The sequence below is a fragment of the Lysinibacillus sp. VIII_CA genome, from assembly GCF_049943995.1.
GTDB classification, from domain to species: domain Bacteria; phylum Bacillota; class Bacilli; order Bacillales_A; family Planococcaceae; genus Lysinibacillus; species Lysinibacillus pinottii.
Window position 1 is genome coordinate 33910 of the sequence record NZ_JBNFXM010000015.1, and the last position, 21239, is coordinate 55148.

At 34.9% G+C, this 21239-nt stretch carries 24 protein-coding genes; 18 read left to right on the forward strand and 6 right to left on the reverse strand.

Going from position 1 to position 21239, the window contains the following annotated elements; all coding sequences use genetic code 11:
* Positions 1 to 127 precede the first annotated feature (127 nt).
* Complete coding sequence (locus ACP3VS_RS17390; protein WP_281486510.1) at positions 128 to 1027, reverse strand: phosphotransferase enzyme family protein; 900 nt, start codon at positions 1025 to 1027, stop codon at positions 128 to 130.
* 554 nt (positions 1028 to 1581) lie between these two features.
* On the reverse strand, positions 1582 to 1962 hold the full coding sequence (locus ACP3VS_RS17395) for a gamma-type small acid-soluble spore protein (protein ID WP_099805195.1): 381 nt from the start codon (positions 1960 to 1962) through the stop codon (positions 1582 to 1584).
* A gap of 284 nt (positions 1963 to 2246) precedes the next feature.
* Here ACP3VS_RS17395 and ACP3VS_RS17400 point away from each other — a divergent pair, with 284 nt between their 5' ends.
* From ACP3VS_RS17400 to ACP3VS_RS17410, 3 genes are all read left to right on the forward strand, one after another.
* Entirely contained in the window at positions 2247 to 2432 is a 186-nt protein-coding gene (locus ACP3VS_RS17400) for a hypothetical protein (protein WP_012294276.1), read from the forward strand.
* Positions 2433 to 2823: 391 nt separating this feature from the next.
* Positions 2824 to 4908, forward strand: coding sequence for a serine hydrolase domain-containing protein (locus tag ACP3VS_RS17405; RefSeq protein WP_332291515.1), 2085 nt, complete (start codon positions 2824 to 2826; stop codon positions 4906 to 4908).
* A 602-nt stretch (positions 4909 to 5510) separates the two neighbouring features.
* Positions 5511 to 5921, forward strand: coding sequence for a hypothetical protein (locus ACP3VS_RS17410; RefSeq protein ID WP_012294278.1), 411 nt, complete (start codon positions 5511 to 5513; stop codon positions 5919 to 5921).
* Positions 5922 to 6419: 498 nt separating this feature from the next.
* Here ACP3VS_RS17410 and ACP3VS_RS17415 read toward each other — a convergent pair whose 3' ends face one another.
* Positions 6420 to 7214, reverse strand: a complete 795-nt coding sequence (locus ACP3VS_RS17415) for an alpha/beta fold hydrolase (RefSeq protein WP_426389364.1) — start codon at positions 7212 to 7214, stop codon at positions 6420 to 6422.
* Positions 7215 to 7439: 225 nt separating this feature from the next.
* Between ACP3VS_RS17415 and ACP3VS_RS17420 the strand changes: the two genes are divergently transcribed.
* The 6 genes from ACP3VS_RS17420 to ACP3VS_RS17445 all read left to right on the forward strand — a co-directional run bounded on the left by ACP3VS_RS17420 (position 7440) and on the right by ACP3VS_RS17445 (position 11808).
* On the forward strand, positions 7440 to 7676 hold the full coding sequence (locus ACP3VS_RS17420) for a DUF3953 domain-containing protein (RefSeq protein ID WP_426389366.1): 237 nt from the start codon (positions 7440 to 7442) through the stop codon (positions 7674 to 7676).
* 200 nt (positions 7677 to 7876) lie between these two features.
* Positions 7877 to 8299 carry an ester cyclase gene (locus tag ACP3VS_RS17425; protein WP_012294281.1) on the forward strand — a complete coding sequence of 141 codons (423 nt, stop codon included), beginning with the start codon at positions 7877 to 7879 and terminating at the stop codon, positions 8297 to 8299.
* Positions 8300 to 8578: 279 nt separating this feature from the next.
* Positions 8579 to 9526, forward strand: coding sequence for a rhodanese-related sulfurtransferase (locus tag ACP3VS_RS17430; protein ID WP_012294282.1), 948 nt, complete (start codon positions 8579 to 8581; stop codon positions 9524 to 9526).
* 410 nt (positions 9527 to 9936) lie between these two features.
* Positions 9937 to 10212 (forward strand): DUF3986 family protein, encoded by a 276-nt coding sequence (locus ACP3VS_RS17435; protein ID WP_012294283.1) that lies wholly within the window; start codon positions 9937 to 9939, stop codon positions 10210 to 10212.
* Between the two features lie 526 nt (positions 10213 to 10738).
* Positions 10739 to 11356: an FMN-binding negative transcriptional regulator gene (locus ACP3VS_RS17440; protein WP_325881993.1), complete on the forward strand. Its 618-nt coding sequence runs from the start codon at positions 10739 to 10741 to the stop codon at positions 11354 to 11356.
* A gap of 215 nt (positions 11357 to 11571) precedes the next feature.
* Positions 11572 to 11808, forward strand: coding sequence for a hypothetical protein (locus ACP3VS_RS17445; protein ID WP_012294285.1), 237 nt, complete (start codon positions 11572 to 11574; stop codon positions 11806 to 11808).
* 391 nt (positions 11809 to 12199) lie between these two features.
* Here the strand turns inward: ACP3VS_RS17445 and ACP3VS_RS17450 are convergent, their stop codons facing one another.
* Complete coding sequence (locus ACP3VS_RS17450; protein WP_080695193.1) at positions 12200 to 12292, reverse strand: YjcZ family sporulation protein; 93 nt, start codon at positions 12290 to 12292, stop codon at positions 12200 to 12202.
* Positions 12293 to 13233: 941 nt separating this feature from the next.
* On the opposite strand from ACP3VS_RS17450, the gene ACP3VS_RS17455 reads away from it, so the two are divergent.
* Positions 13234 to 14247 (forward strand): S66 family peptidase, encoded by a 1014-nt coding sequence (locus ACP3VS_RS17455; protein ID WP_197148355.1) that lies wholly within the window; start codon positions 13234 to 13236, stop codon positions 14245 to 14247.
* 62 nt (positions 14248 to 14309) lie between these two features.
* Here ACP3VS_RS17455 and ACP3VS_RS17460 read toward each other — a convergent pair whose 3' ends face one another.
* A complete protein-coding gene (locus ACP3VS_RS17460) occupies positions 14310 to 14651 on the reverse strand; it encodes a hypothetical protein (RefSeq protein ID WP_031419681.1) in 342 nt (113 codons plus the stop codon).
* A 107-nt stretch (positions 14652 to 14758) separates the two neighbouring features.
* Here ACP3VS_RS17460 and ACP3VS_RS17465 point away from each other — a divergent pair, with 107 nt between their 5' ends.
* The 3 genes from ACP3VS_RS17465 (at position 14759) to ACP3VS_RS17475 (ending at position 16284) form a co-directional block, all read left to right on the forward strand.
* Positions 14759 to 15283, forward strand: a complete 525-nt coding sequence (locus ACP3VS_RS17465; protein WP_426389369.1) for a leucine-rich repeat domain-containing protein — start codon at positions 14759 to 14761, stop codon at positions 15281 to 15283.
* Between the two features lie 5 nt (positions 15284 to 15288).
* Positions 15289 to 15618 carry a leucine-rich repeat domain-containing protein gene (locus ACP3VS_RS17470; protein WP_426389370.1) on the forward strand — a complete coding sequence of 110 codons (330 nt, stop codon included), beginning with the start codon at positions 15289 to 15291 and terminating at the stop codon, positions 15616 to 15618.
* Between the two features lie 456 nt (positions 15619 to 16074).
* Entirely contained in the window at positions 16075 to 16284 is a 210-nt protein-coding gene (locus tag ACP3VS_RS17475) for a hypothetical protein (protein WP_031419684.1), read from the forward strand.
* A 237-nt stretch (positions 16285 to 16521) separates the two neighbouring features.
* Here ACP3VS_RS17475 and ACP3VS_RS17480 read toward each other — a convergent pair whose 3' ends face one another.
* Complete coding sequence (locus tag ACP3VS_RS17480) at positions 16522 to 17175, reverse strand: FusB/FusC family EF-G-binding protein (protein ID WP_036168098.1); 654 nt, start codon at positions 17173 to 17175, stop codon at positions 16522 to 16524.
* Positions 17176 to 18154: 979 nt separating this feature from the next.
* On the opposite strand from ACP3VS_RS17480, the gene ACP3VS_RS17485 reads away from it, so the two are divergent.
* From ACP3VS_RS17485 to ACP3VS_RS17505, 5 genes are all read left to right on the forward strand, one after another.
* On the forward strand, positions 18155 to 18370 hold the full coding sequence (locus tag ACP3VS_RS17485; protein WP_036168101.1) for a hypothetical protein: 216 nt from the start codon (positions 18155 to 18157) through the stop codon (positions 18368 to 18370).
* Positions 18371 to 18628: 258 nt separating this feature from the next.
* Positions 18629 to 19276 (forward strand): class I SAM-dependent methyltransferase, encoded by a 648-nt coding sequence (locus ACP3VS_RS17490; protein ID WP_036168104.1) that lies wholly within the window; start codon positions 18629 to 18631, stop codon positions 19274 to 19276.
* Positions 19277 to 20254, forward strand: a complete 978-nt coding sequence (locus ACP3VS_RS17495; RefSeq protein ID WP_426389373.1) for an HD domain-containing protein — start codon at positions 19277 to 19279, stop codon at positions 20252 to 20254. It begins immediately after the preceding gene.
* A gap of 231 nt (positions 20255 to 20485) precedes the next feature.
* Positions 20486 to 20884: a MarR family winged helix-turn-helix transcriptional regulator gene (locus ACP3VS_RS17500; RefSeq protein WP_031419688.1), complete on the forward strand. Its 399-nt coding sequence runs from the start codon at positions 20486 to 20488 to the stop codon at positions 20882 to 20884.
* Positions 20884 to 21231 carry a DUF3147 family protein gene (locus ACP3VS_RS17505; RefSeq protein ID WP_012294296.1) on the forward strand — a complete coding sequence of 116 codons (348 nt, stop codon included), beginning with the start codon at positions 20884 to 20886 and terminating at the stop codon, positions 21229 to 21231. The genes ACP3VS_RS17500 and ACP3VS_RS17505 overlap by 1 nt, the downstream gene beginning before the upstream one ends.
* Positions 21232 to 21239 lie beyond the last annotated feature (8 nt).

The window sequence follows — 21239 nt, forward strand, 5'->3', positions numbered from 1 at the left end:
CATGAGATTAGAATGCATGTACCTTATCTTTTTAAAATGAATGTGCATAAACTTTATAAATCGTCTGAGGAGTATCTCCAACTAAACCGCAACTGTAGATATAGGAGTATGTACATGTTGAAACAACTTATAAAAAAATGGAAAAATCATTAATACCGGCATATGGTTCTTGATGTCTGATTTTGTCTTCTAAATTCTGTAAAGTATATCCTTGCCATTCTTCTAAATTACCTGTATTCCATTTTTCTTTAAATAATTGATATAAATAAATCTCTCTTATTTTTAAGAAAATAGGAATTTGTATAATTATATCCTTATGAAGCATATTTTCTGTTCTATAGCCTGCAAAAAAATTACTCATAAAGAGTTCACAAAAAGAATTTGTACTGTCATTGTATGAGCTATGTTGCCAATAAGCATGATAGAAAGCTACTGCAATATCTTGAGCATACCAATTAAAAGAGCAGTCATCAAAATCAATGATAGTTATACTACCTTCCTCATTAATAATGAAGTTTCCTTGATGATAATCATTATGAATAAGCCCGAAAGTATCAGGAGTAATCGTGTATGAAGTGAGACTGTGCCCCAGCTTTTTATATTTCTCGCTAATCCATGGTTCTAACTTGCCTCTAATATTAAATACATCAGGGTTTTCAACTTTCCATTCAGGACGTTCTATCGTTTGTAATTTGAAATCTTTGGATAGTGCATGCATTCTCCCCAAAATTTTACCAATTTTTTTAAACGTTTTTTCATTCCAGTGGGATTTATTTGTAACATCAATGTGATCTCCCTTCATAAATTCAAAATATGTTTTTACCCGTTCTTCCTCATATTCTAAAGGAGTTATTGGCTTGGGTACAAGAACACCTTTTTCATATAAAAAATTCATCCACGCTATTTCCTGTAAAACCATCTCCTTTGTTTTGTTCTTTTCAGAAATTCTAGCGATCTTTTCTTTGTCTTTGATATAAAAAACGTCGTTATTAAATCCTCCATTCAACCTCACACGGTTTTCTTGCATTTTGTTTCCTCCTTTTTAACTATCAATTTACGAGAACATTTTTTATTTAACATTAACCTAGTAACTTCTTTGTCACTTCTTTCGTATTAAATAATAAATTATGCGTCATAATAATAATGTACGATAAATATCCTTTTTTATCTTTCCTATTTAATAAAATGTTAATTAAATTGAAGAAATAGAATTTCGAGTGAAGAGTACCGACAGACTTCGGTAGTATAGGAGGGGGAATAGGTGATGGTATTTACTCCAATTAAACCAATGCTTTTACATACGGGTAACACCAATGAAATAGTAAACGATGATGAAAATATCTTAAGGTTGCCTTATCCTTTTGACTAAACAAGATAATAGATTTTCTTGTCCTAGTAATACTTTGACTGCTGAATTTTCTGAGTTATAGGATGTAGGACTTCTATATAGGAACCATACAGTATTTATTGATTGCGAAGGTGTTGTGCTTAGAAATGGTTACTGGTGTTAAATACTTAACTTACCATGGCAAGTTAAAAAAACAACAGCCAGCAGAGGCTGCAGGCTGTTGTTGATGCGTATTATTTTGAGTTGTTTTCATTTGCAAATCGGCCAGAAGCAAATTTTTTGTTAGCTTCAGCTTGTTGGATTTGCTGTCTGATTTGATTAACATCCGTCTCCATACCAAATTCTTGGCTCATCGAGTTCGTTGAACCAGAAGCTTGGTTTTTGTTAGCTTCAGCTTGTTGGATTTGTTGTTTAATTTGATTAACATTCGTCTCCATACCAAATTCTTGGCTCATCGAGTTCGTTGAACCAGAAGCTTGTATTTTGTTAGCCTCAGCTTGTTGGATTTGCTGTTTAATTTGATTAACATCCGTTTCATTTCCAAATTCAACGTTCATTGCGTTGGGAGTTGCGTTTGGAATTTTTGAGTTAAAGTTTTGATTGTTGTTTGCCATTAAAAATCACCTCCTGAGTTTAGTTTGTACAGAAGGTGAATTAGTATCCGTTTTTTAGTATGTTAAAAAAATATTATGGTGGTATATCAGGTCCACTTCAATGGTATGATAAAGCTCCAGCAAATTACACGAGATTGACAAGGTGAAATTTAAAACGTATATTGAAAAAGCCTTAAAGAGGCAGATACAACTTTTTCAGATGCCTGTAGAATAGCACGGGATTTCCCGGAATGTAACTATTTTTAAAGTTGTAATCATTTAAGTTATAAAAAAGGACGGATGTAATGAAATATAATAAAACAATTATGCTAAAGCTTATCAATGAACATCGAGCGTTGCATGATGAACTAAAAAAGCTAAAATCTGAAATGGGATTAGAGAAAAATTTCGCAGTAAAAGCTTTGTATCATTCATACGTGGCAGAAGATGGCCCTTATATGAAAGAATACCAGGATTTAGAGCGATTATAATAAAAGGCGGTACCACTAAAAAGCATGTTTTGGACAATTATTATTTTCAAAACATGCTCTTTAGATTTGTTCTCATATAAAGGAGAATAGGTACTTTATTATAACAAGTCATTCAATATGGATGGCTTTTTTGTTTTTGTCTTTTTTTTGTAGGCGTCATAAGGAATGAGAACAACTGAACTTTCGAACAGTTTAGTGTCATACATAATAGAGGGTGACCAACAAAGCTAATTTAGTCAAATATAAGTCTTAAGACTGATATGGTATAAGCCTATCAATGTATTTACGAGCCTTATAAAACTAAGATATTCTATTTATAGGAAATGTTTCTTGGTTTTGGGAAATGAAAATCTTAAAATCAATCACACCTATCTAAGGAGGGGAATTTTTCATGAAGAAAAAATTATCTGGGGTGTTAGCTGCTACATTAGCGTTAACGATTAGCCTACCAACAGGAGCTCTGGCGGCTTCTGGCAACAATCAGTCTACGGTTTTGGTTAGCCAGGAAGTTGCTAGCCAAGCTCTGCAAAAAATTGCGGCAGAGAAGGCTAATCTACTCATTAAGTCTTATGAGACAACAAGTGTACAGTATGCGCTAATTGATAATGGTCATATTATTGTGTCGGGTCAGACTGGGAAGAACGATATGAAAGGAAAACAACCGTTGACTAAAGATACCCTATATGGAATTGGTTCAGTCAGTAAAATGTATGCAACGGCGGCTGTGATGAAATTGGTCGATGAAGGAAAAGTTGATTTAGATGTTCCTGTCGTTCACTATGTTCCTGATTTCAAGATGAAAGACGAGCGTTACAAACGCATTACGCCACGTATGCTGCTGAACCACTCATCCGGCTTGCAAGGTACTGGGTATGGTAATAGTTTTTTATTTGACGATAATGATACCTACGCCCATGACAACTTGTTGCAACAATTGTCCACCCAGAGCTTAAAGGCGGACCCAGGTGCATTCTCGGTATACTGCAACAACGGCTTTACGTTGGCTGAGATTATGGTGGAAAAAGTAAGCGGTATGAGCTTTACTGAATTTATACATGAACGGTTTACAAAACCCTTAAAGCTAAATCATACGAAAACACCGCAGGACAAAGAGGAAAACGATAAGCGAGCTGGACTTTATTTTCCTACGTACCATGGGCAACTTCCTGCTGAATCGGTGAATGTGATTGGTACGGGAGGGATCTCTTCCACAGCAGAAGATATGGTACGATTCGCACAAATATTTATGGGACAGGGACAAGGAATTCTCTCTGATAAGGCAGTCAAGGCGATGGAGCAAGAAGAATATAAAAAAGGAATGTGGCCAGAGGATGGTGCCAATATCATCAACTATGGTCTTGGCTGGGATAGTGTGAAGCTATATCCATTCAGTGAGTACGGGATAAAGGGCTTAGCTAAAGGTGGCGATACAGGACTGCAACATGCTTCATTGGTCGTACTTCCTGAACAGAAGATGGCTGTGGCTGTATTGACATCGGGCGGTAGCAGCTCTACAAATCAAATGATGGCGACAGAAATATTGCTCGCTGCGCTTAAGGAGAAGGGCACGATTAAGGAGATTAAGCCGAACAAATCCTTTGGCAAGCCAGTCAAGGCCAAGATGCCTCAAGACATAGTAAAGAAAGCAGGTTTTTATGGCAATAGCTTCAGTCATTTTAAAATAAAAATTACGAACAATGGAGAGCTACTTTTACCAGCTATTTCTGAAGAAAAATATGTATATACTGCGAATGGAAGCTTTATTAATGAAACAGGTACCTCCAAGTTCAACTTCGTCACAGAGAAGAATGGCCGAACATATTTGGTGGAAAGCACATTTATAACTTTACCAGGTTTAGGTCAAGTAGCGGTTACTCAATATTTAGCCGAGAAATTAGAAGACAATGTGTTATCGAAGGAAACCGCTGCCGCATGGGCCAAGAGGGAAGGCGTTAAGTTCTATCTCGTCAACGAGAAATTTAGTTCTGCTCAATATCTCTTACCAATGATGCTTACCACACAAATTACTCGCGATGAAGAACTAAAGGGCTATTGGAATGGCAGAAAAATTACAGGTCCAAATACAGCCGCGCATCAGCTTCAGATCCCTGTGATGGCAGGCCGTGATACAACAGAATCTCGTTTCTATACAGAAGGCGGTAATGAATATATGGAGATGTCCGGATTAATATATGTCAGTGGATCCAACTTGAAATCACTGCATGCAGGCCAATCATCTAAAGTTAAGCTGCAAGCAAATGGGCATGCGGAATGGTTTACGATCCCTCAAGCAGCAGCAGGGAAAACAATGACTGTGGAGCTGCCAGCAAAGAGTTCGTTTGCCGTGTATGATGAGGCCGGACAATGCGTCAACTTTACAATTGTGAGCGGCAATAACAAAGTAAAGCTGCCGAAAAACGGAACGGTTGTATTTGCTGGTGCGCCGAACGCGGAAATGGCAATTACGTTGAATTAACTACTCCATTATGTGTGCCATAAACTATGTAGAAGATTATAAATCATACTCAAATGAAAGATAAAATGTAGGGATTCGCCAAAAAATGGCGAGTCTCTTTCCTTTTTAATGATTTTTAACTGTCTATACATAGGAAGAATAATAGGCTCATCTTATGTCGTACAACGGGGTTACTCGCATTAGATTGGCTCCAATTGTTGCTTCGGACTTTTCCCATTATGCGCAGAGTCTGATGATTCTAGTAAGTAATGCGGAGGATGCAAAGTTTATAGGGGACGTGGGAGAGAGCTAGAGCAAATTAGGCATTTGCGTAGGTCGGCTAAGTAAAGAATTGAAACATAAGATGCAGTAAAAATCTACAAAAAATAATTCTTACTGCATAGTGTAGTTTTATAAAAAAGATTGATCGTTCATAATAAAGGTTGATTAAAAATCCTATGCTGATATGCACGATTTTTTGTTCAATAAACGGGTCATATTATTGAATAACAATTTTTAAAGATATATTTCCAAACGACGCTTTGGTAACTTTATTTGCTTATTTAGACTTGGCTCTTTATTCTTAATAAAGGTTAAACAAGTAACAAGAGGGGCGATTAATAGTGAGGATTCAAGAAGTAGAAGGTTATTTGAAAGGAAAAATAAATGTTGATACAGATTCAGTAGCGTCTATTTGGACAACATTTAAAGAATTTTGTGAGGAAGATATTGTAGGAGAAGATGAAAAGGAAATTTTATTCGAATGTGGTACTTACCGTAAAGAAATGTTTCATTTTTCGTTTGTACGCCAGTTTACTGAATACGAAGATGATGAATATTTAGGAATGAGCCAGCTTCATTGCAAACTATTATTTACTGCTATTGATGAATTTAAAAAATTACAAGTTACAGAATGGTCAATGGATTTTGAAAGCTTAGATGAATTTTTTAGACATATAGAAAATCTTAAAGTATTTAAAAATATAGTTAATTTAAAACCTAAAACAGTTCAAATTTATCAAGATGAATGTTAAGAAGTTGAGCTGTATATCTGTACATCCAATAACGAAATAACGTTCCCAAATAAAAGTTTGGGTAGACACATAAGCCAAGAAACGCTGTAAAACAAACGTTACTTGGCTTTTTCATTGGATATTGTTTATACATTTTTTATACAAAGGTATATAAAGAGAGTTTACAATAAGACTTTTCAAAATTTTGCAGAAAACATTGTAGGGGTGTTATATGAATAAAAACCTGTATATGGAGACTTTCTAAATCTGTATTCTTCTCAATCCATTATTACAATTGCTGGTGGTTTAAGTGAAACCATCTTCAACAATCGTGCGCGATTGTGGAGCAACACAGGTAATAAATAATCAAACTTTTTTATAAAAACCTAACTTCAAACTGCTAAAGAAAATCCCTTTTGATAAATCTTTTTCAAAAGGGATTCTACTTATTTAACGTAAAATAAGGGTTTTCGAGGTATTTTTGCTCAAACTTTATTGCCAAGCAACACTTATAGAACATTAAATAGTCGTTGATGTGTGGATCAGGTGTTGGTGGATATACTCATTAACTTGATCAGGTCTATCTAAATTAGTTGCGTGATGGGCATTTTTAATTATTTTTAACTGTGACTTTTTAATCTTTATATGTAGATACTCTTGTTGTCTTTGAATCATCGTATCGTGGTCACCATGTAATAATAAGGTAGGACAATTTACTTTTCCTAATTCATGGCCACTTTCCATTCTCGATACGGCATTCCAAATTCGAATCCAATTTTTATAAGACATTGCTGCAACTGTGGAATAAATATAGTGTTTATTTGCTTCGTTAAACTTTGATAGTGTATGTGCCTGTATTTTTGCTAGAAGTGACATTGGAATGAATAAGCTAGAAAATCGATTAACAGGAATTAGTATCTTTTCATACCAATTAAATTTGTTTGTGAAGGGGGTCCCTATTAATGTAAGTGATTTTACGTAATCTGGATAGTGAATGGCGGCTTGTAAAGAAATATGTCCACCCATTGATAAACCACATAAATGGGCCCGTCTAATTTTTAGATGATGCATCAAACCAATTAAATCTTTAGTGAAATCTTCAGCATCTACCTTCCCGTTCGGAAGAGATGAAGCTCCATGACCACGAACATCCCAGGTGATGGTTTGATAATATTTAGAAAAATAATCCACTTGTTTATCCCATTGCTGATGGTCCCATGATGCACCATGAGTAAAAATTAATGGCTCTCCATGTCCTTTTGTTTCATAATACAAATCTACATTATTAATTGTACATTTTGGAATGTAAAACACCTCTCATTTATCTAAGATAATCGTGACTAAATGTTAACATAAAAGTGATTGTCAGAGAAAATATTCCCATTTTACTGCGCCCGATAAATGTGTTAGCGGCAAGACATACATAACCAGCAGATGTTTTACAGATTAGGTATAGAAATTAAAACAAAAGGTTTTTTGGGAATTATATCCATGTTATTAGTTGTATTGTATAATCAAAGATACAATAACTAAAAGGTGATGATTATTTTGCTAACTATATTACAAATTATTTTTTCAATCATAGTAGTATCACTCTCAACTTACGGAATTATCACAGACGATTACCAGTTGAATTTTTTAATGATATTCTTCTTAGGATTATTGATGTTAATTTTAGGGATTAAAGAATTTCAAAGAGAGCAAAAAGTTTATGGTTGGCTTTTTATCGGAGTATTTTTATTTATAGAATATGTATTCATTCAAACTTTTTTATGATTTATTATATCCTATGCACATAGACAAGGTACTACTGCTTTTGCTTTGAAACCTGCATCCAAAAGCAAGAGAGCAACGTTTGGTGGGGCTATGAGAGTGAAAATGGTAGAATTAGATTCCAATTCAATGACTCTTACATTATTATGAAGTATGGGAGATATTAATACCCCCTTCATCATATATAGCAACGGAGGACTATCATGACACCAGAGCATATTGTTAAGAAATTTTTTGAAGAAGTACGTTCAGGCAAAAATCCAGATTACGCAACTGAATTAATGGCAGACCAAGTACTGGCACACCAAGTTATTTCAGAAGAAGAATTAACGGTTAAAAGAACGCCAAAAGATTATGCTGACCATGTAAAAGAAATGGTAGAAGCGTATGGCAATTTTTCATTAGAGATCCAAGAATTTATTGTACAAGATCATAAAGTATATGTACGCTGGAAACAAGTTGGGACGCATGTTGGCGAGGTCGATGGATATGAGCCAACGAAGCTTCCAGTGATAGAAATAGCAAGCGCAGTTTATAGAATTGAAAATGGAAAAATAGCAGAATATTGGATTCAAATTGATCGTGCTGGTATTGAAAACCAACTCAAACGAAATCAAAGTATTTAACATCCTTCGGGGTGTTTTTATTTTGCCCTGAAGAGTGGGGAAATTTACTAAGGTGTATTGTTGAATAATCTTAATAAACGGAGTCGGACCTAATGGTGGAATTACATTTATTTGTAAAAATATTCCAATGTCCACTTTGCAAATTCTTTATTAATATAGTTATACCCATTTCAGTCTAATTACCGATAGCATTTTAAGTGATTTTCCTTTATGGTTAATAGGTCGTAAAAGACACTATCAGGAATATCCTGCAAATATTGAAATGATAGGTGGAAAACAATGAATTATCAAGTATTATTATATTACCATTACACAACGATTGAAGATCCTGCTGAATTTTCAGCAACGCACTTAGCCATGTGTAATGAAATTGGTTTAAAAGGTCGTATTTTAGTAGCCAATGAGGGCATTAACGGTACTGTGTCAGGTACGATTGAGCAAACAGAGCAATACATGGCAAACATGCAAGCTGATCCATTATTTGAAGGCATAGTCTTCAAGATGGATGCGGCAGACGGGCATGCATTCAAAAAGATGCACGTACGCCCACGACCTGAGTTAGTAAACTTAGGCTTAGAAGAAGACGTAAACCCACATGAATTAACAGGGCGCTACCTGTCACCAGAACAATTCCTTGCTGAAATGCAAGATGAAAATACAGTAGTATTAGATGTGCGTAACACCTATGAATACGATGTCGGCCATTTTCGTGGTGCGATTCGACCAGAAGTAGAAAACTTCCGTGATACACCGGAATGGGTACGTGCAAACCGCGAGTTATTCGAGGGAAAAAATGTTTTAACCTATTGCACGGGTGGGATTCGTTGTGAGAAGTTTTCAGGCTGGATGAAACGTGAAGGCTTTGGCAATGTCGGTCAATTACATGGCGGTGTTGCAACATACGGAAAAGACCCTGTAGCAAAAGGTCAATTATGGGACGGAAAAATGTATGTATTTGATGAGCGTTTAACGGTGCCCATTAATCAAGTAGAGCATGTGATTATTGGTCGTGATCATTATGACGGTGAACCCTGTGAACGTTACATTAACTGTGCAAACCCTGAATGTAACAAGCAAATCATTGCTTCTGAAGAAAATGAAGCAAAGCATTTAGGTGGCTGTACAATCGAATGTACCAAGCATGCGCGCAACCGTTACATCGTGCGTCACCATTTAACAGAAGAGCAAGTAGCTCAAACGATTGAGGCGTTACAAGCAGAAGCATGAAGAGCTGTCTAAGTATACAAAACTTCGTGAAATATTTTTCATAATCTCTATAAATCTTATAGAGATATTTAAAACACTCGAATGAAAGTGTTCAAACTATCCATTTCAAATGGGACTAGTTTGCTCGCTTACGTCGGGTGTTTTTTCTTTTGTATGGAATCATAATGGACTGAGGAAGAGGGGAATAGGGCTGAAACCGTTTAAAGAGAATGATCACAGGGTATTCAAAACATGTAACAGGATTTAGTTAATGCAAGCTCGCAATCATTCACCGTATATTGCTTTTATAAAAGCTTCATATCTTTTCTTATCACTATTTTTTTTGAGATGTCTCTCCCAATGACAACTTTCCTTAAATAGTTGTAAAGTATGTTGATGCATCATGTTATATTTTAAATAAAGGGGTATATATGATGAACTTTGAGGAAAATCAACATTTACATGTAGGATTTTACGATAATGGTTTTGATTTAGAAGGAATATTTTTAAAGGTGGAAAACTTGGATAAATGGTGTTTATTTTTCAATTCTACATTTTATAATATGACAATGAAAAATAACTATGATTTGTTTGATACTCACTTTGGCTATATGGTTCGGGAATATGAAATCAAAGAAGTGGATTTAACCTATGAGAAATCTAGTAAGTTATTTAAAGAATTTTTGCTAGAAGAGGGATTAATCTAATATTTTGGTTAAGGAGGATGCTTTCTTTTTGGATATGTTATGTTCTCCAAACCAACGCTTCTTTAATGTCTTTTGAATTTTTTAACAGGACAGCTAGAGGTGACAGCATTAAGAGAATCGGTCGTTTTTTAGCCACAATTGTTATAGCCTTGGATTATAAGAAAACATTGTTTTTTGATAGTTAAATGAACATACATTATAAACAGTAAATTGCCTCCACCTTTGCTACATACACATAAAGGAGAGGAAAGCCATTATTTCTTCGTTAAAAGAAATAATGGCTTTTATTTTAGGTAACTTAGGTACGAGCATACCCAAAGCAACTTACCTTTAGTAAAATAAAATTTGAAGAGAAATTTGTCAATGAACTATAGAGTAGAGCTACCTAACATAAGTGATGGTGAAGTCTTTATACTGTGATGTTGTGATTTAATTAGTATGGATAATTATTATGAAAATGTTAATAGGAATGGGACTAGAGGGCAATGGTAGGATGGTCCAAAGATTTTTAATAGGAGGGGTTTATATGTTTATTCCAAAATATTATAAAATAACAGATATGAAAGAAATTAATGAATTTATTAACATGAATTCATTTGCAACAATTGTAGCGATAAGTAAGGGGAGACCTATTGCATCTCATGTCCCATTGCTGCTTAATCAAGATCAGGATGACTATTACCTCACGGGTCACTTAGCCTACGGCAATCCTTTATGGAAAGCTTTCGAGAATACGGATCAAATTTTAACTATATTTAATGGTCCACATGCTTATATTTCTTCGTCATGGTATGAGCAAGAAAATGTCCCCACATGGAATTATCAATCCGTTCATATTTATGGAAAAGCAAGTATGATAGATGGAACGGAATTAGAACAGGACTTAACAAAATTACTTGAAAAATATGAAAAATTTCGTGAGAATCCTGTCTTGTGGGAAAAGCTTTCTCCTATCATGTTACAAAAAGAAATAAAAGGAATAAAAGGATTTAAAATCAAAGTAGAAGAGGTTCAGGCTGCCTATAAATTAAGTCAAAATCGAAATAATACGGATTACGAAAATATTATAAAAGAGCTATATAAAGAAGGCGACCCACATGCTTTTGCAGTGGCTGAAGCAATGAAGAAAAACAGACATGACTAAAACAAAGGGCAGAAACGAGGTATTAAGAACGTTCCTGCCTTTAAAATTACTTTTAATTAGTGATTTCATCGATTAATAATCAAAAAGGCTGTCCTATTAATTATTAAAATTATTTAGCTGATTTAAAAAACGGAGCCATTGTATATTGAAAGCGACCTCATAAATTAATTTATATGTAGAATAGAGGCAAGATAAAGTGCAAAAGGGGTGTAAGTATGTGGTGGAAACTTAAAAAAATGATTGATGATGAACAACAAATTGTTTACAGGTATAGTCGCGAAAGTGATGAGTTGGATGGAGAAATTGCGTTTAATAGAGAAACTAATACGTTCCATTGCCTAAACTTAGCAAGTGGTGATACTGAAAGAGGAGTTGAACGGTTCTATCCGCATTTATGGAGAACAATTAGTAAAGAGAATGCGCCAGATGAACATTTTATAGCAATTGGTTAACAGTATTTAGAAAGAAGATAGAGTGAAAATAATCATTCAAATTTATTAAAGCATCCTCTAATGATGAGCCACCTCATAAGTTTGCGACATAAATCTGGGGAGTATATAAATAAACAAACAAAACAAAGCAGTTCAATGATGGATGGACCTAATACTATAAGTGTAATTGCGAGTTCCTTTTAGAGAAACATCAGGTCATAGGTATTTGAATTCCCAGACAGTTGAGCTGTGAGCAATGAACATTAAAAAAAGGGTCCATTTTTAGTGGCGACCCTTTTATGGTAAATGTAGTAATGGAAGTAGATAAGCATGTTATTTTAATTCGAAGAAGGAAGGTAATTGGGAGACTTTTTGTTATTGTCAACATAAGACGTTAAATTAATGAACATCACTAGCGCCTTGTGCCGACAATCATTAAAAGTATGAATAGGACAATGATTAGTGCGAATGATAAATTATCATGTTTGCCATAGTTGGTACCCATAATAAATCCCTCCCCTCTATCATCTAGAATATGTAAAGCTAGAGATGGGAGAGATGCTATTCATCTAATATCAATCCCTTTTTTTTGAAAAAATTAGTCATGATAGTATGTTGACTAGGATCGTATGTATGTTAAGTAAATAGAAGATTGCTGAAATCGGTCGCTTAGTGCTGGAATATGAATCGATTATGTCAATTTCTGCGCTTACCCGGGAAATTTTTTTCTTATTTCCTAGGGAAGGAACCTAATACATAAGGGAAATATACATCATTAGATGTTGAAATAGTGGCGGATAAACAAATTACCGAGGAAATAAGACTGTACATGGAGCCTAATCTTATAGGGATATGATTGCTAACATAAAGGCAACATTCATTCAAAAAGGGAAATATACCTGTTATAGTTGATGCTTTGATAGATAAAAAGTTTGGTGGAAAATAGAGCCAGCATAGTGATTCAAAAGCATTTAAGCGAAGAGTTTAGTGGAAATTTGCTGCTAAAGTTCGTTACTCAGAAACAGCATTTATTAAGTAAATTGACAATCAAACGCCTACTTCACAGGTTGAACGTTGTGGGCATACTACTATTGTATCCATCAAAACTTTACTGGAAAGTGTCGCTAATGAAGATAATACTACCTTTTTTTGAATACACTTGCGGGCACACTTTCTGTTGAAATCAATCCATCATTTATAATAATGAAACGCAAGCACTGGTCTGTGGATATCATGCTAGCATTAAAAATAAAGAATAGCTGGTTCGCAGAGTATTGATAGCTGGATGTAAGTATATTGATGTTAAAAGGTGAACTACATTCAGCACAAGGCTTTGGAGATATGAATTACATGAGTGTTATTTGAAATGAAAGGATTGTACATCTCTATAATTTTCTTTGAAAATCTCGCACTTATGTTAAAATGATACAAAATAAAGGGGGGCATATGATGAAATATCCATTATTAAAAGAGGACATCACCATTGGAGTGACAGCACCTTCCTCTGGTGTTCCCGTTGAACTTCATGATTTATTGAAAACAGCCTGTATGCGTATGGAAAATAAAGGGTATAAGGTTGTTTGTGGAGAAACTGCTTGGACTCAGGATAAGGCAAAATCTGCCCCTGCTATAAAACGAGCAGAAGAGTTTAATAATATGATGTCTAATGATGAGATCGACATCATTATTCCACCATGGGGTGGGGAGCTTCTTATTGAAATACTGGAATATATTGACTTCTCCAATATTCAAACTAAATGGATATTAGGGTACTCAGATGTTAGTCTTTTATTGTTGGCAATGACTTTAACAACTGGTATCGCTACCGCACATGGTACGAACTTAGTAGATTTAAGAGGAGAGTATTCTGATGATACAACCGCTATGTGGCAGTCAGTTTTATCCTTAAAAAAGGGGGAATCCATACTACAGCATTCGTCCAATCAATATCAAAAGGAATGGCAGTTTGATAACCCCACGCCTTATGTTTTTAATTTTACCGAAAAAACGAAATGGCAAACTACATCAGATCATAGGGTGAACATACAAGGGCGGCTACTTGGTGGATGTATCGATACCATCAGACATCTAATTGGAACGAAATTCGGTAATGTTCAAAGCTTTCAAGAAACGCATATACAAGGTGAATCTATTGTATGGTTCTTTGAAAACTGTGAATTATCCACAACTGATTTACGCAGGTCTCTTGTACAAATGAAATTAGCTGGATGGTTTACTAATTGTTCAGGTATGATGTTTGGTAGAAGTGCTGCTAATACATCGGTTGGAAATTACACAATTGAAGATGTGTATCAAGAACTTTCGAAAGAACTACAAATTCCTATTATCTATGACATGGACTGTGGTCATGTGCCACCACAAATCACTTTGATTAACGGAGCTTATGCAGAAATAGATTCATATAATGGTAAAGGCACCATTTACCAACACTTTATATAAGTTTTTTCTCAGTGTACAAACACCCTCTAAAAGAGTAGAGGGTGTTTGTATGGTTATGGTGCTTAGATGGAATTACGATAAGCTTTTTGTGTGGAGATGTACGTTGATTTTGATAATATATTTTGGAGATTATGTTTCCCTAATGGACCTAATTTATTTATACTAGAGCCCAACAAACCATCCTTAGCCGCATTTTTAAGTGTTTCAATTTGTTTTGTTGTGAGTTTAGAGGTTTTGCTGCCTTCAATAATTTTATTGACATTATTGATTCTCTCTTTCTCTTTAGAAGTACGGTTAATGTCGTTATTGTTTTGGTTGTTTTGTTTTTGTTGTGTGAGACCATATTTATAAGATCTGCGAGTCATTAAATATTGCATAGTTGCTGAATTTCTCGATGTCATCATAAAATGTTTCCACCTTCCTAATTTTTTAGTATTTACCATACATATCCTATTATCGTCCAAAACTCTCATTACATTAGCTTCAAAATTAAATTATGGAGAAGATGAAGATGAAAATGAAAATTAACTTAGCACAGATGAATTTAAAAAAACTACCTGATGTAGAGGAATCTCAAATAAAAGAAATAAAGGAATTAAATCTTTTTGATAACGACTTAAGAAAAATACCTACAGAAATATTTGATATGACGAGTATGGAAATACTGAATATTTCAGTCAATAAAATTAACAAATTGCCAGCAGAAATCACGAACTTAAAGAATCTGAGAATGTTAGATGCAGGGCATAATCATATTGATCTCATTCCTCCTGAAATTGGTCATTTAGTGAATATGGAGGACTATTTGTATTTTCATAATAATCAATTGCAATCGATTCCTCCAGAAATCGGCCAGCTAACAAAAGTAAGATATTTAAACGTAAGTGATAATTTGTTGAGTGAACTACCAGAGGAAATAGGGAATTTAAATAAACTGGTAGAACTGCGAATAATGAATAATCGATTAACGGAGTTGCCAGAAGGTTTGAGTAGATTAACGAATTTAAGAGAATTACATTTGAAAAAAATAAAATAACTATATTGCCTGAAAAGATCGGAGAACTAGCATTATTACGGGTTTTAGATTTAGAAGACAATCAATTACAGAAAATGCCTGATTCCTTACACAAATGTTTAACATTAAGACGGTTAAATGTAAGACATAATAAATTAAGTACGTTACCTGAATCGATAGGTCATTTGAAAAATCTATTGGAATTAGATGTAAGAAGTAATGATTTAAAGGAATTACCGGAGTCATTATTGGCAATGGAAAGCTTAGAACGACTAGATTTAAGGTGGAATCATGAATTAAAGATCCCAAGCTGGTTAGATGAATTAGAGGCAAGAGGCTGTATCGTTTATTTGTAGAAGGGGGATAGTTCGATTTCCGTGAATGCTGCTCTTGAACTTTTAACAACCGTTGTCTATATTGTGATCATAAGTAATCCGAATGTAATGAACCAAGAGTTTATAACTCATATGAGTAAATTATTTACCACAACAACGAAGCAATTTGAAATATGGGTAGTTAGGCGGGGGAATCATCATATTTATTTTATCTGTAGCCATCAATATATTTGATGGATTCCGTAAGGCTCGAATCCGTTAATTCTTTTTGCTATCTTCCATCACTACATCTAGCTTCAATCATTTTAGCTAGTCCAAAAAAGAACATATAGACCAATACGAACGTTGAATAAGATAGCTTCCATCTATTTTTTGTATGCCAGCTCATGTTATAATGAGGAGCTTAAGTTAATTAAGACCTTGAACGGATGCCAAGAAAAGCCTCCGCAGAACGAGACAGTATGGAGGTGTAAGAAAATGAATAAACGTTGGACGATTGGTAAAATTAAAGAATTTGTTGAGAACAATTCGGAAAGTAAGTTGCTAACGACAGAATATCACGGATTTTCTCAAAAGTTACTATTCAAATGTGCATGTGGAAGTAACTTTGAAAAAACATTTACTAAATTTAAAAATAAACATCAACGAAAATGTGATGTATGCCAGCCACCAAAAGAGTCACGCTAAACGTAGTGTCGATACTTAATAAAGCTTTATGTGACCTATAGTATAATAATTTTATATGAGTTTGATTTAAATCACCTTCCTCCTATAGTTCCTTTATAGAGGAGGTGATTTTTTGTGTCTGAAATTATTTCTGAAGTTTTTCCAGGCAGGATGTGGGAGAGGAATAAAGAGTCAAATTGCGCTAGTCATTAAAAAGGCAGAAATGTTGCCTACACAACATTCCCGCCCTTGTTTCAATTATTTATGGGTTATTCGTTGGAAAAATTCGCGCGTTCTATTCATATCTGATACATGCTCATTACATGTTTGGCTATCTGCACAAATATAATTACTATGGTTAGTAAATGTACCCACTACTTGCCCTTTAATGGAAGTCGTAAATAAGCCAACATCTGAATGACGATTACAGATGGCGCAAATACCGCGAACAGTATTGTTGGAAAATATACCTTTAATCCCTTGTAGTTTGTCGTCTTGTTCGAGGACAACGTATTTTCGATGTGTCCCAACATCATCCCATGCTAGGTAACAAATTTGTTGAAAATCAAGTTCATCTAAATTAGGTAGCTTCAGCTTTTTCTCCTTTTTAAACAATGATTTGAGCGTACTAGCTGTCACTGGCTTAAACGGTATGACATAGGCCTTTAACTGCTCTAACAAGGCATCGCCCTGCGCACGATCTGTGACGGTGAAAAGTTGTTCAACAAGCTGTGTTTCCTCAGTGGATAACTCTAATTTGGTAGTAATTTCCGTTTCGACAAGCCCCCGTACTGCAAGAATGACACTTTTGTCCTTCGTTGTGGTAAGGGCATGTAAAATTTTACTTAATTGCTGTTCCAGTAAGTGATAGTTTGCGACCGTTAAGAACGGCTGAATAGTTTGTTTTTCCATTTGAAATCTCTCCTGTTGTATAGGCTAATTTTAAAAGCATTTGGCCTAAGAGATCATTCAATTTCTGTTATGGATATAACTTCATTTAGACCTCTTGGACCTCAGAAGCCGTTCTAGAGCATGCATTACAAGTGAATGCGGACATTTCGATCCCTCCCTTAAGGATTTTGATTTATATAAGTTTTTTATTTTTAGTCTAACAAGTGAATTATCTTGATTTTTTAATTTTATCAAATGTTACGCTTGATTTTCAATAGTCAAATGACCAGTGAAGTGGTGGTAAGTATTTAAACATATATGACCCAATTGCCTTTGAAACTTACTTCATTAACATATTATGCTCATAATCTATATAACAGCCCGTTGGATTTGAAGTCTAGAGCTTCTTAAGAGAAATTTAGGATTGTTTGCTTATTTTTAATAAACTAATTATGTTTCTACCATAAAAAAGAATAAAGTAAATAAGTGTAACATCTATAAAGAAATAAAGTATATTAAATTGAATTGAAGTAATACCGTTTTTGGTAAATAAAGAAAATACAGATGATAACTCATTCTCACCGATGTAACTTATAAATTGAAAAGGGGCTCCAAATTTATTGGTACCATAAGATACAAAGAAAATGGACAATAAGGTCATGATAATGCTAATCCAAAATACCCCTTTTTATTTGTAACTTGCATTTAGCCACCTCCTTTTTATAGTTTCACCACCTAATAATTATAACTTAAAAATTGGAATATGGTATTTTGTTGGGAATATTAATTGGAGTATTTTCCAATAAATCTTATTTTTATATGTGTAATTCAAGTTAATAGAAGGAAAATGAGAATGGTACCATTATTAGTAGCAGTAGGGTCATTTTCAGTATAAGTTTTACATCCGCACAGAGTGTTAAAGCGCAGGAGCCAGTAATACAGGAAGAAGTATGCACAGCAGAACAGGGGCTTAGAGAAACTCAACAAAAGTATAATAATATTGAAGAAAACTAATATCGTAGCTGATATTTATGGAGTAAGTGCTTGGACATGGACTCAATCAGGAAAAGGAAAATCAACAATAAGTAACACACCAAGTGCATCTTCTGCAACGATTGAAAAAGACGGATTTTACACTTTAGGTGTAACTTTAAATGGATTTACCATTGGAGCGAAATTACCAGGTACTATTAAGAGAACTTATGATTTATCATAAATTTTAAAAGTTTATGTAATAGAAAGCCCAGACCTTCCATTAAAATTTATGGTCTGGGCTTTTCCTGTTTTCATTAAATTATAATAATATTGACCCTTATCATATGGCAAATGGCATTATTTATTTTCTGAATTGTTCGGTAAATAAATGATTGCTATAATGGAATGAATTGGTTTATAAAGGAGGAATTGTGATGACACAGAAAATGAATCGTCAACGAAACAATGCTTGGAGAATTTATTCAATTTAGGAGGCACTATGCTATTAAATCAACAAGGTTTTGATCTATGGGCGGATGGTTATGATCAAACCGTTCAACTTAGTGAGGAAAATCAGCAATACCCATTTGCAGGCTATAAAGATATTTTAAATAAAATTTTTAATGAGGTGATGCAAGTCCCAGCTTCGACTGTATTAGATATTGGCTTTGGGACAGGTGTTTTAACAGCTAAGCTTTATGACCATGGGCACATGATCTATGGTCTTGATTTTTCTTCGAAGATGATGGCTATTGCACAGGCAAAAATGCCACAGGCTAACTTAATCGAATGGGATTTATCGAAGGGTCTACCTGCAACATTGATGAACTATCAATATGATGCAATTGTTAGTACGTATGCCCTACACCATTTTACTGATGAGCAGAAGGTTACGTATATTACACAATTATTACAGCAACTAACACCCGATGGTAAAATTTTAATTGGCGATGTTGCCTTTCAAACAAGAGAGCAGCTAGAACAGTGCCGTCAGGATAGTAAAGGCTATTGGGATGATGATGAGTTTTATTTTGTTCATGAGGAGTTAAAAACTAGGTTGGAGAATTGCTGTCAGCTACAATTTTACCCAATCTCCCATTGTGGTGGTGTTTTTGTCATATCGAACTATACAGAGGTAGAGAGATAAATGCTCATTCAAGACGTTTTATATGGAGAATTCGAAATAGATGGTGTGCTAGAGGAACTTATTCAGTCAGCGCCTGTTCAACGATTAAAAGGAATTCATCAAGCTGGAGCTGGCTATTTGGTGAATCGTCAATGGGCCATTACGAGATACGAGCATTCAATAGGTGTTATGCTGCTGATTAGACGATTTGGAGGTTCGCTGGAGGAACAAATTGCAGGGTTATTGCATGATGTTTCTCATACTGCTTTTTCGCATGTAGTAGATGCGGTCCTTGAAAATGCAGAAGAAGATTATCATGATACGATATTGCTAGATGTTATCCAGCCTTCTGCAATTCCAGGAATCCTTAGCAAATACGGTTATAATATGGAGAAAATTTTATGTAATCTAACGAAATGGTCTTTGCTTGAGCAGCCAGCACTAGAACTATGTGCAGATCGAGTAGATTATACATTACGAGATATGTTTCACTACGGACAAGCCTCATTTAAAGATATCCAACGATTTTTACAGGATGTATTTGTATATCAGGGGAAGCTATGTGTGAAAACGATCGATAGTGCAGAATGGTTTGTAAAAACGTATTATCAAGAAGTTATAGATTTTTTTATGGAACCAATCAATATTTATGCAACTAATAAGCTAGCACATGTCCTACAGCTCGCAGTAGCGAAAGGCATTCTATCCATGGTCGATTTTCAAAAAGATGATGCAGCAGTATGGGAGCAATTGAAAGCATCAAATGATGAAGATATTCAATGTTTATTACTACAGCTTCATGAAAAGGTAGAAGTGATTGAGGATGTAGAGAACTATGATATTCATGGTCGACAAAAAGTACGTTTGATTGATCCAAGTGTATATCAATACCAGCAATTGTATAAGGCGAGCGATTTATCAGACTATGTAAAAGAAGTGAACACCTGGGCGAATAAAAAGTTTGAGAAGGGTGTTTATGTGAGAATCATCAATGGTTAGTCTATGACAGATAGGCTAAGGTAATTCATACAAAAGGGGCTATCATAGGATAGCTCCTTTTGCTTGTTAGGCGAACATCGACAAACACAGCATAGACAGCAAGCGTACGTACTTCACTGGCATTTTTGCTCTAGCAAACTATCTGAAAATATAAACTTTATAGGAAGTACTTTGATTATATCGTCAAATACGATATAATCGTATTTGACGATATATAGAAGGGGTTCCAATATGATTACAAATATAAATGAGTATTTTACTACGATCTTTTATCATCTACATACAACACATGAAGATGTGATTTCTCACCAAAGCGTGCGGATTTTACAGATGATTCAAAAGGAAGAAGAGGTAACAGTACGCGATATTGCAGGGTTACTGAATATTTCTCCTAATACAGCGTCAGAGCATGTGAAAAAACTAGAGCGACATGGCTGGGTGTCGAAAGAACGTGCGAGCGACGATCAACGTAAGGTAATTCTTCATTTGACAGTCGAGGGCTTACAAGTGCTGAAGAAAAACTCAGAATTAGATGAAGAAAAGCTAAAGCATGCCCTTAATCAGCTAACAGAACAGGAACAACAAGCCATCCTACAGGCATTCCGACGTTTAAGTGAGGTGGCGAAATAATGTACACGTTATTTAAAATTCTTAGCTCAGCAGCAATTATTGGTGTAGTCACAGAAGTGGCTCGAAGATTTCCATCCTATGGCGGGATTATTGCGGCATTACCTCTAGTGAGCATTTTAAGTATTATTTGGCTGACGGTGCAAAGTGAATCGAGTGAGCATATTCAGCGTTTTACAGTTGGTGTTATTGTTGGTTTGCCAGCAACGATGTGCATGCTGTTTGTTATTTACATGGCGATGAAATCCTCTATTCATATTGTCTTCGCTATTGGTTTAGGTATACTTTCCTGGGCGGTTTTCTTGGGCATTCAAAAGGCCATTGCAGGGGTTTTTCATATTTCCATTTAACGAGGAGT

Coding starts and splice junctions, on each gene's coding strand:
- ACP3VS_RS17495 (WP_426389373.1), top strand. CDS start 19,277: ATGCTCATTCAAGACGTTTTATATGGAGAATTCGAAATAGATGGTGTG.
- ACP3VS_RS17430 (WP_012294282.1), top strand. CDS start 8,579: ATGAATTATCAAGTATTATTATATTACCATTACACAACGATTGAAGAT.
- ACP3VS_RS17490 (WP_036168104.1), top strand. CDS start 18,629: ATGCTATTAAATCAACAAGGTTTTGATCTATGGGCGGATGGTTATGAT.
- ACP3VS_RS17390 (WP_281486510.1), bottom strand. CDS start 1,027: ATGCAAGAAAACCGTGTGAGGTTGAATGGAGGATTTAATAACGACGTT.
- ACP3VS_RS17400 (WP_012294276.1), top strand. CDS start 2,247: ATGAAATATAATAAAACAATTATGCTAAAGCTTATCAATGAACATCGA.
- ACP3VS_RS17440 (WP_325881993.1), top strand. CDS start 10,739: ATGTTTATTCCAAAATATTATAAAATAACAGATATGAAAGAAATTAAT.
- ACP3VS_RS17475 (WP_031419684.1), top strand. CDS start 16,075: ATGAATAAACGTTGGACGATTGGTAAAATTAAAGAATTTGTTGAGAAC.
- ACP3VS_RS17445 (WP_012294285.1), top strand. CDS start 11,572: ATGTGGTGGAAACTTAAAAAAATGATTGATGATGAACAACAAATTGTT.
- ACP3VS_RS17450 (WP_080695193.1), bottom strand. CDS start 12,292: ATGGGTACCAACTATGGCAAACATGATAATTTATCATTCGCACTAATC.
- ACP3VS_RS17425 (WP_012294281.1), top strand. CDS start 7,877: ATGACACCAGAGCATATTGTTAAGAAATTTTTTGAAGAAGTACGTTCA.
- ACP3VS_RS17405 (WP_332291515.1), top strand. CDS start 2,824: ATGAAGAAAAAATTATCTGGGGTGTTAGCTGCTACATTAGCGTTAACG.
- ACP3VS_RS17465 (WP_426389369.1), top strand. CDS start 14,759: ATGAAAATGAAAATTAACTTAGCACAGATGAATTTAAAAAAACTACCT.
- ACP3VS_RS17505 (WP_012294296.1), top strand. CDS start 20,884: ATGTACACGTTATTTAAAATTCTTAGCTCAGCAGCAATTATTGGTGTA.
- ACP3VS_RS17500 (WP_031419688.1), top strand. CDS start 20,486: ATGATTACAAATATAAATGAGTATTTTACTACGATCTTTTATCATCTA.
- ACP3VS_RS17420 (WP_426389366.1), top strand. CDS start 7,440: ATGATTATTTTGCTAACTATATTACAAATTATTTTTTCAATCATAGTA.
- ACP3VS_RS17460 (WP_031419681.1), bottom strand. CDS start 14,651: ATGATGACATCGAGAAATTCAGCAACTATGCAATATTTAATGACTCGC.
- ACP3VS_RS17435 (WP_012294283.1), top strand. CDS start 9,937: ATGATGAACTTTGAGGAAAATCAACATTTACATGTAGGATTTTACGAT.
- ACP3VS_RS17395 (WP_099805195.1), bottom strand. CDS start 1,962: ATGGCAAACAACAATCAAAACTTTAACTCAAAAATTCCAAACGCAACT.
- ACP3VS_RS17480 (WP_036168098.1), bottom strand. CDS start 17,175: ATGGAAAAACAAACTATTCAGCCGTTCTTAACGGTCGCAAACTATCAC.
- ACP3VS_RS17455 (WP_197148355.1), top strand. CDS start 13,234: ATGATGAAATATCCATTATTAAAAGAGGACATCACCATTGGAGTGACA.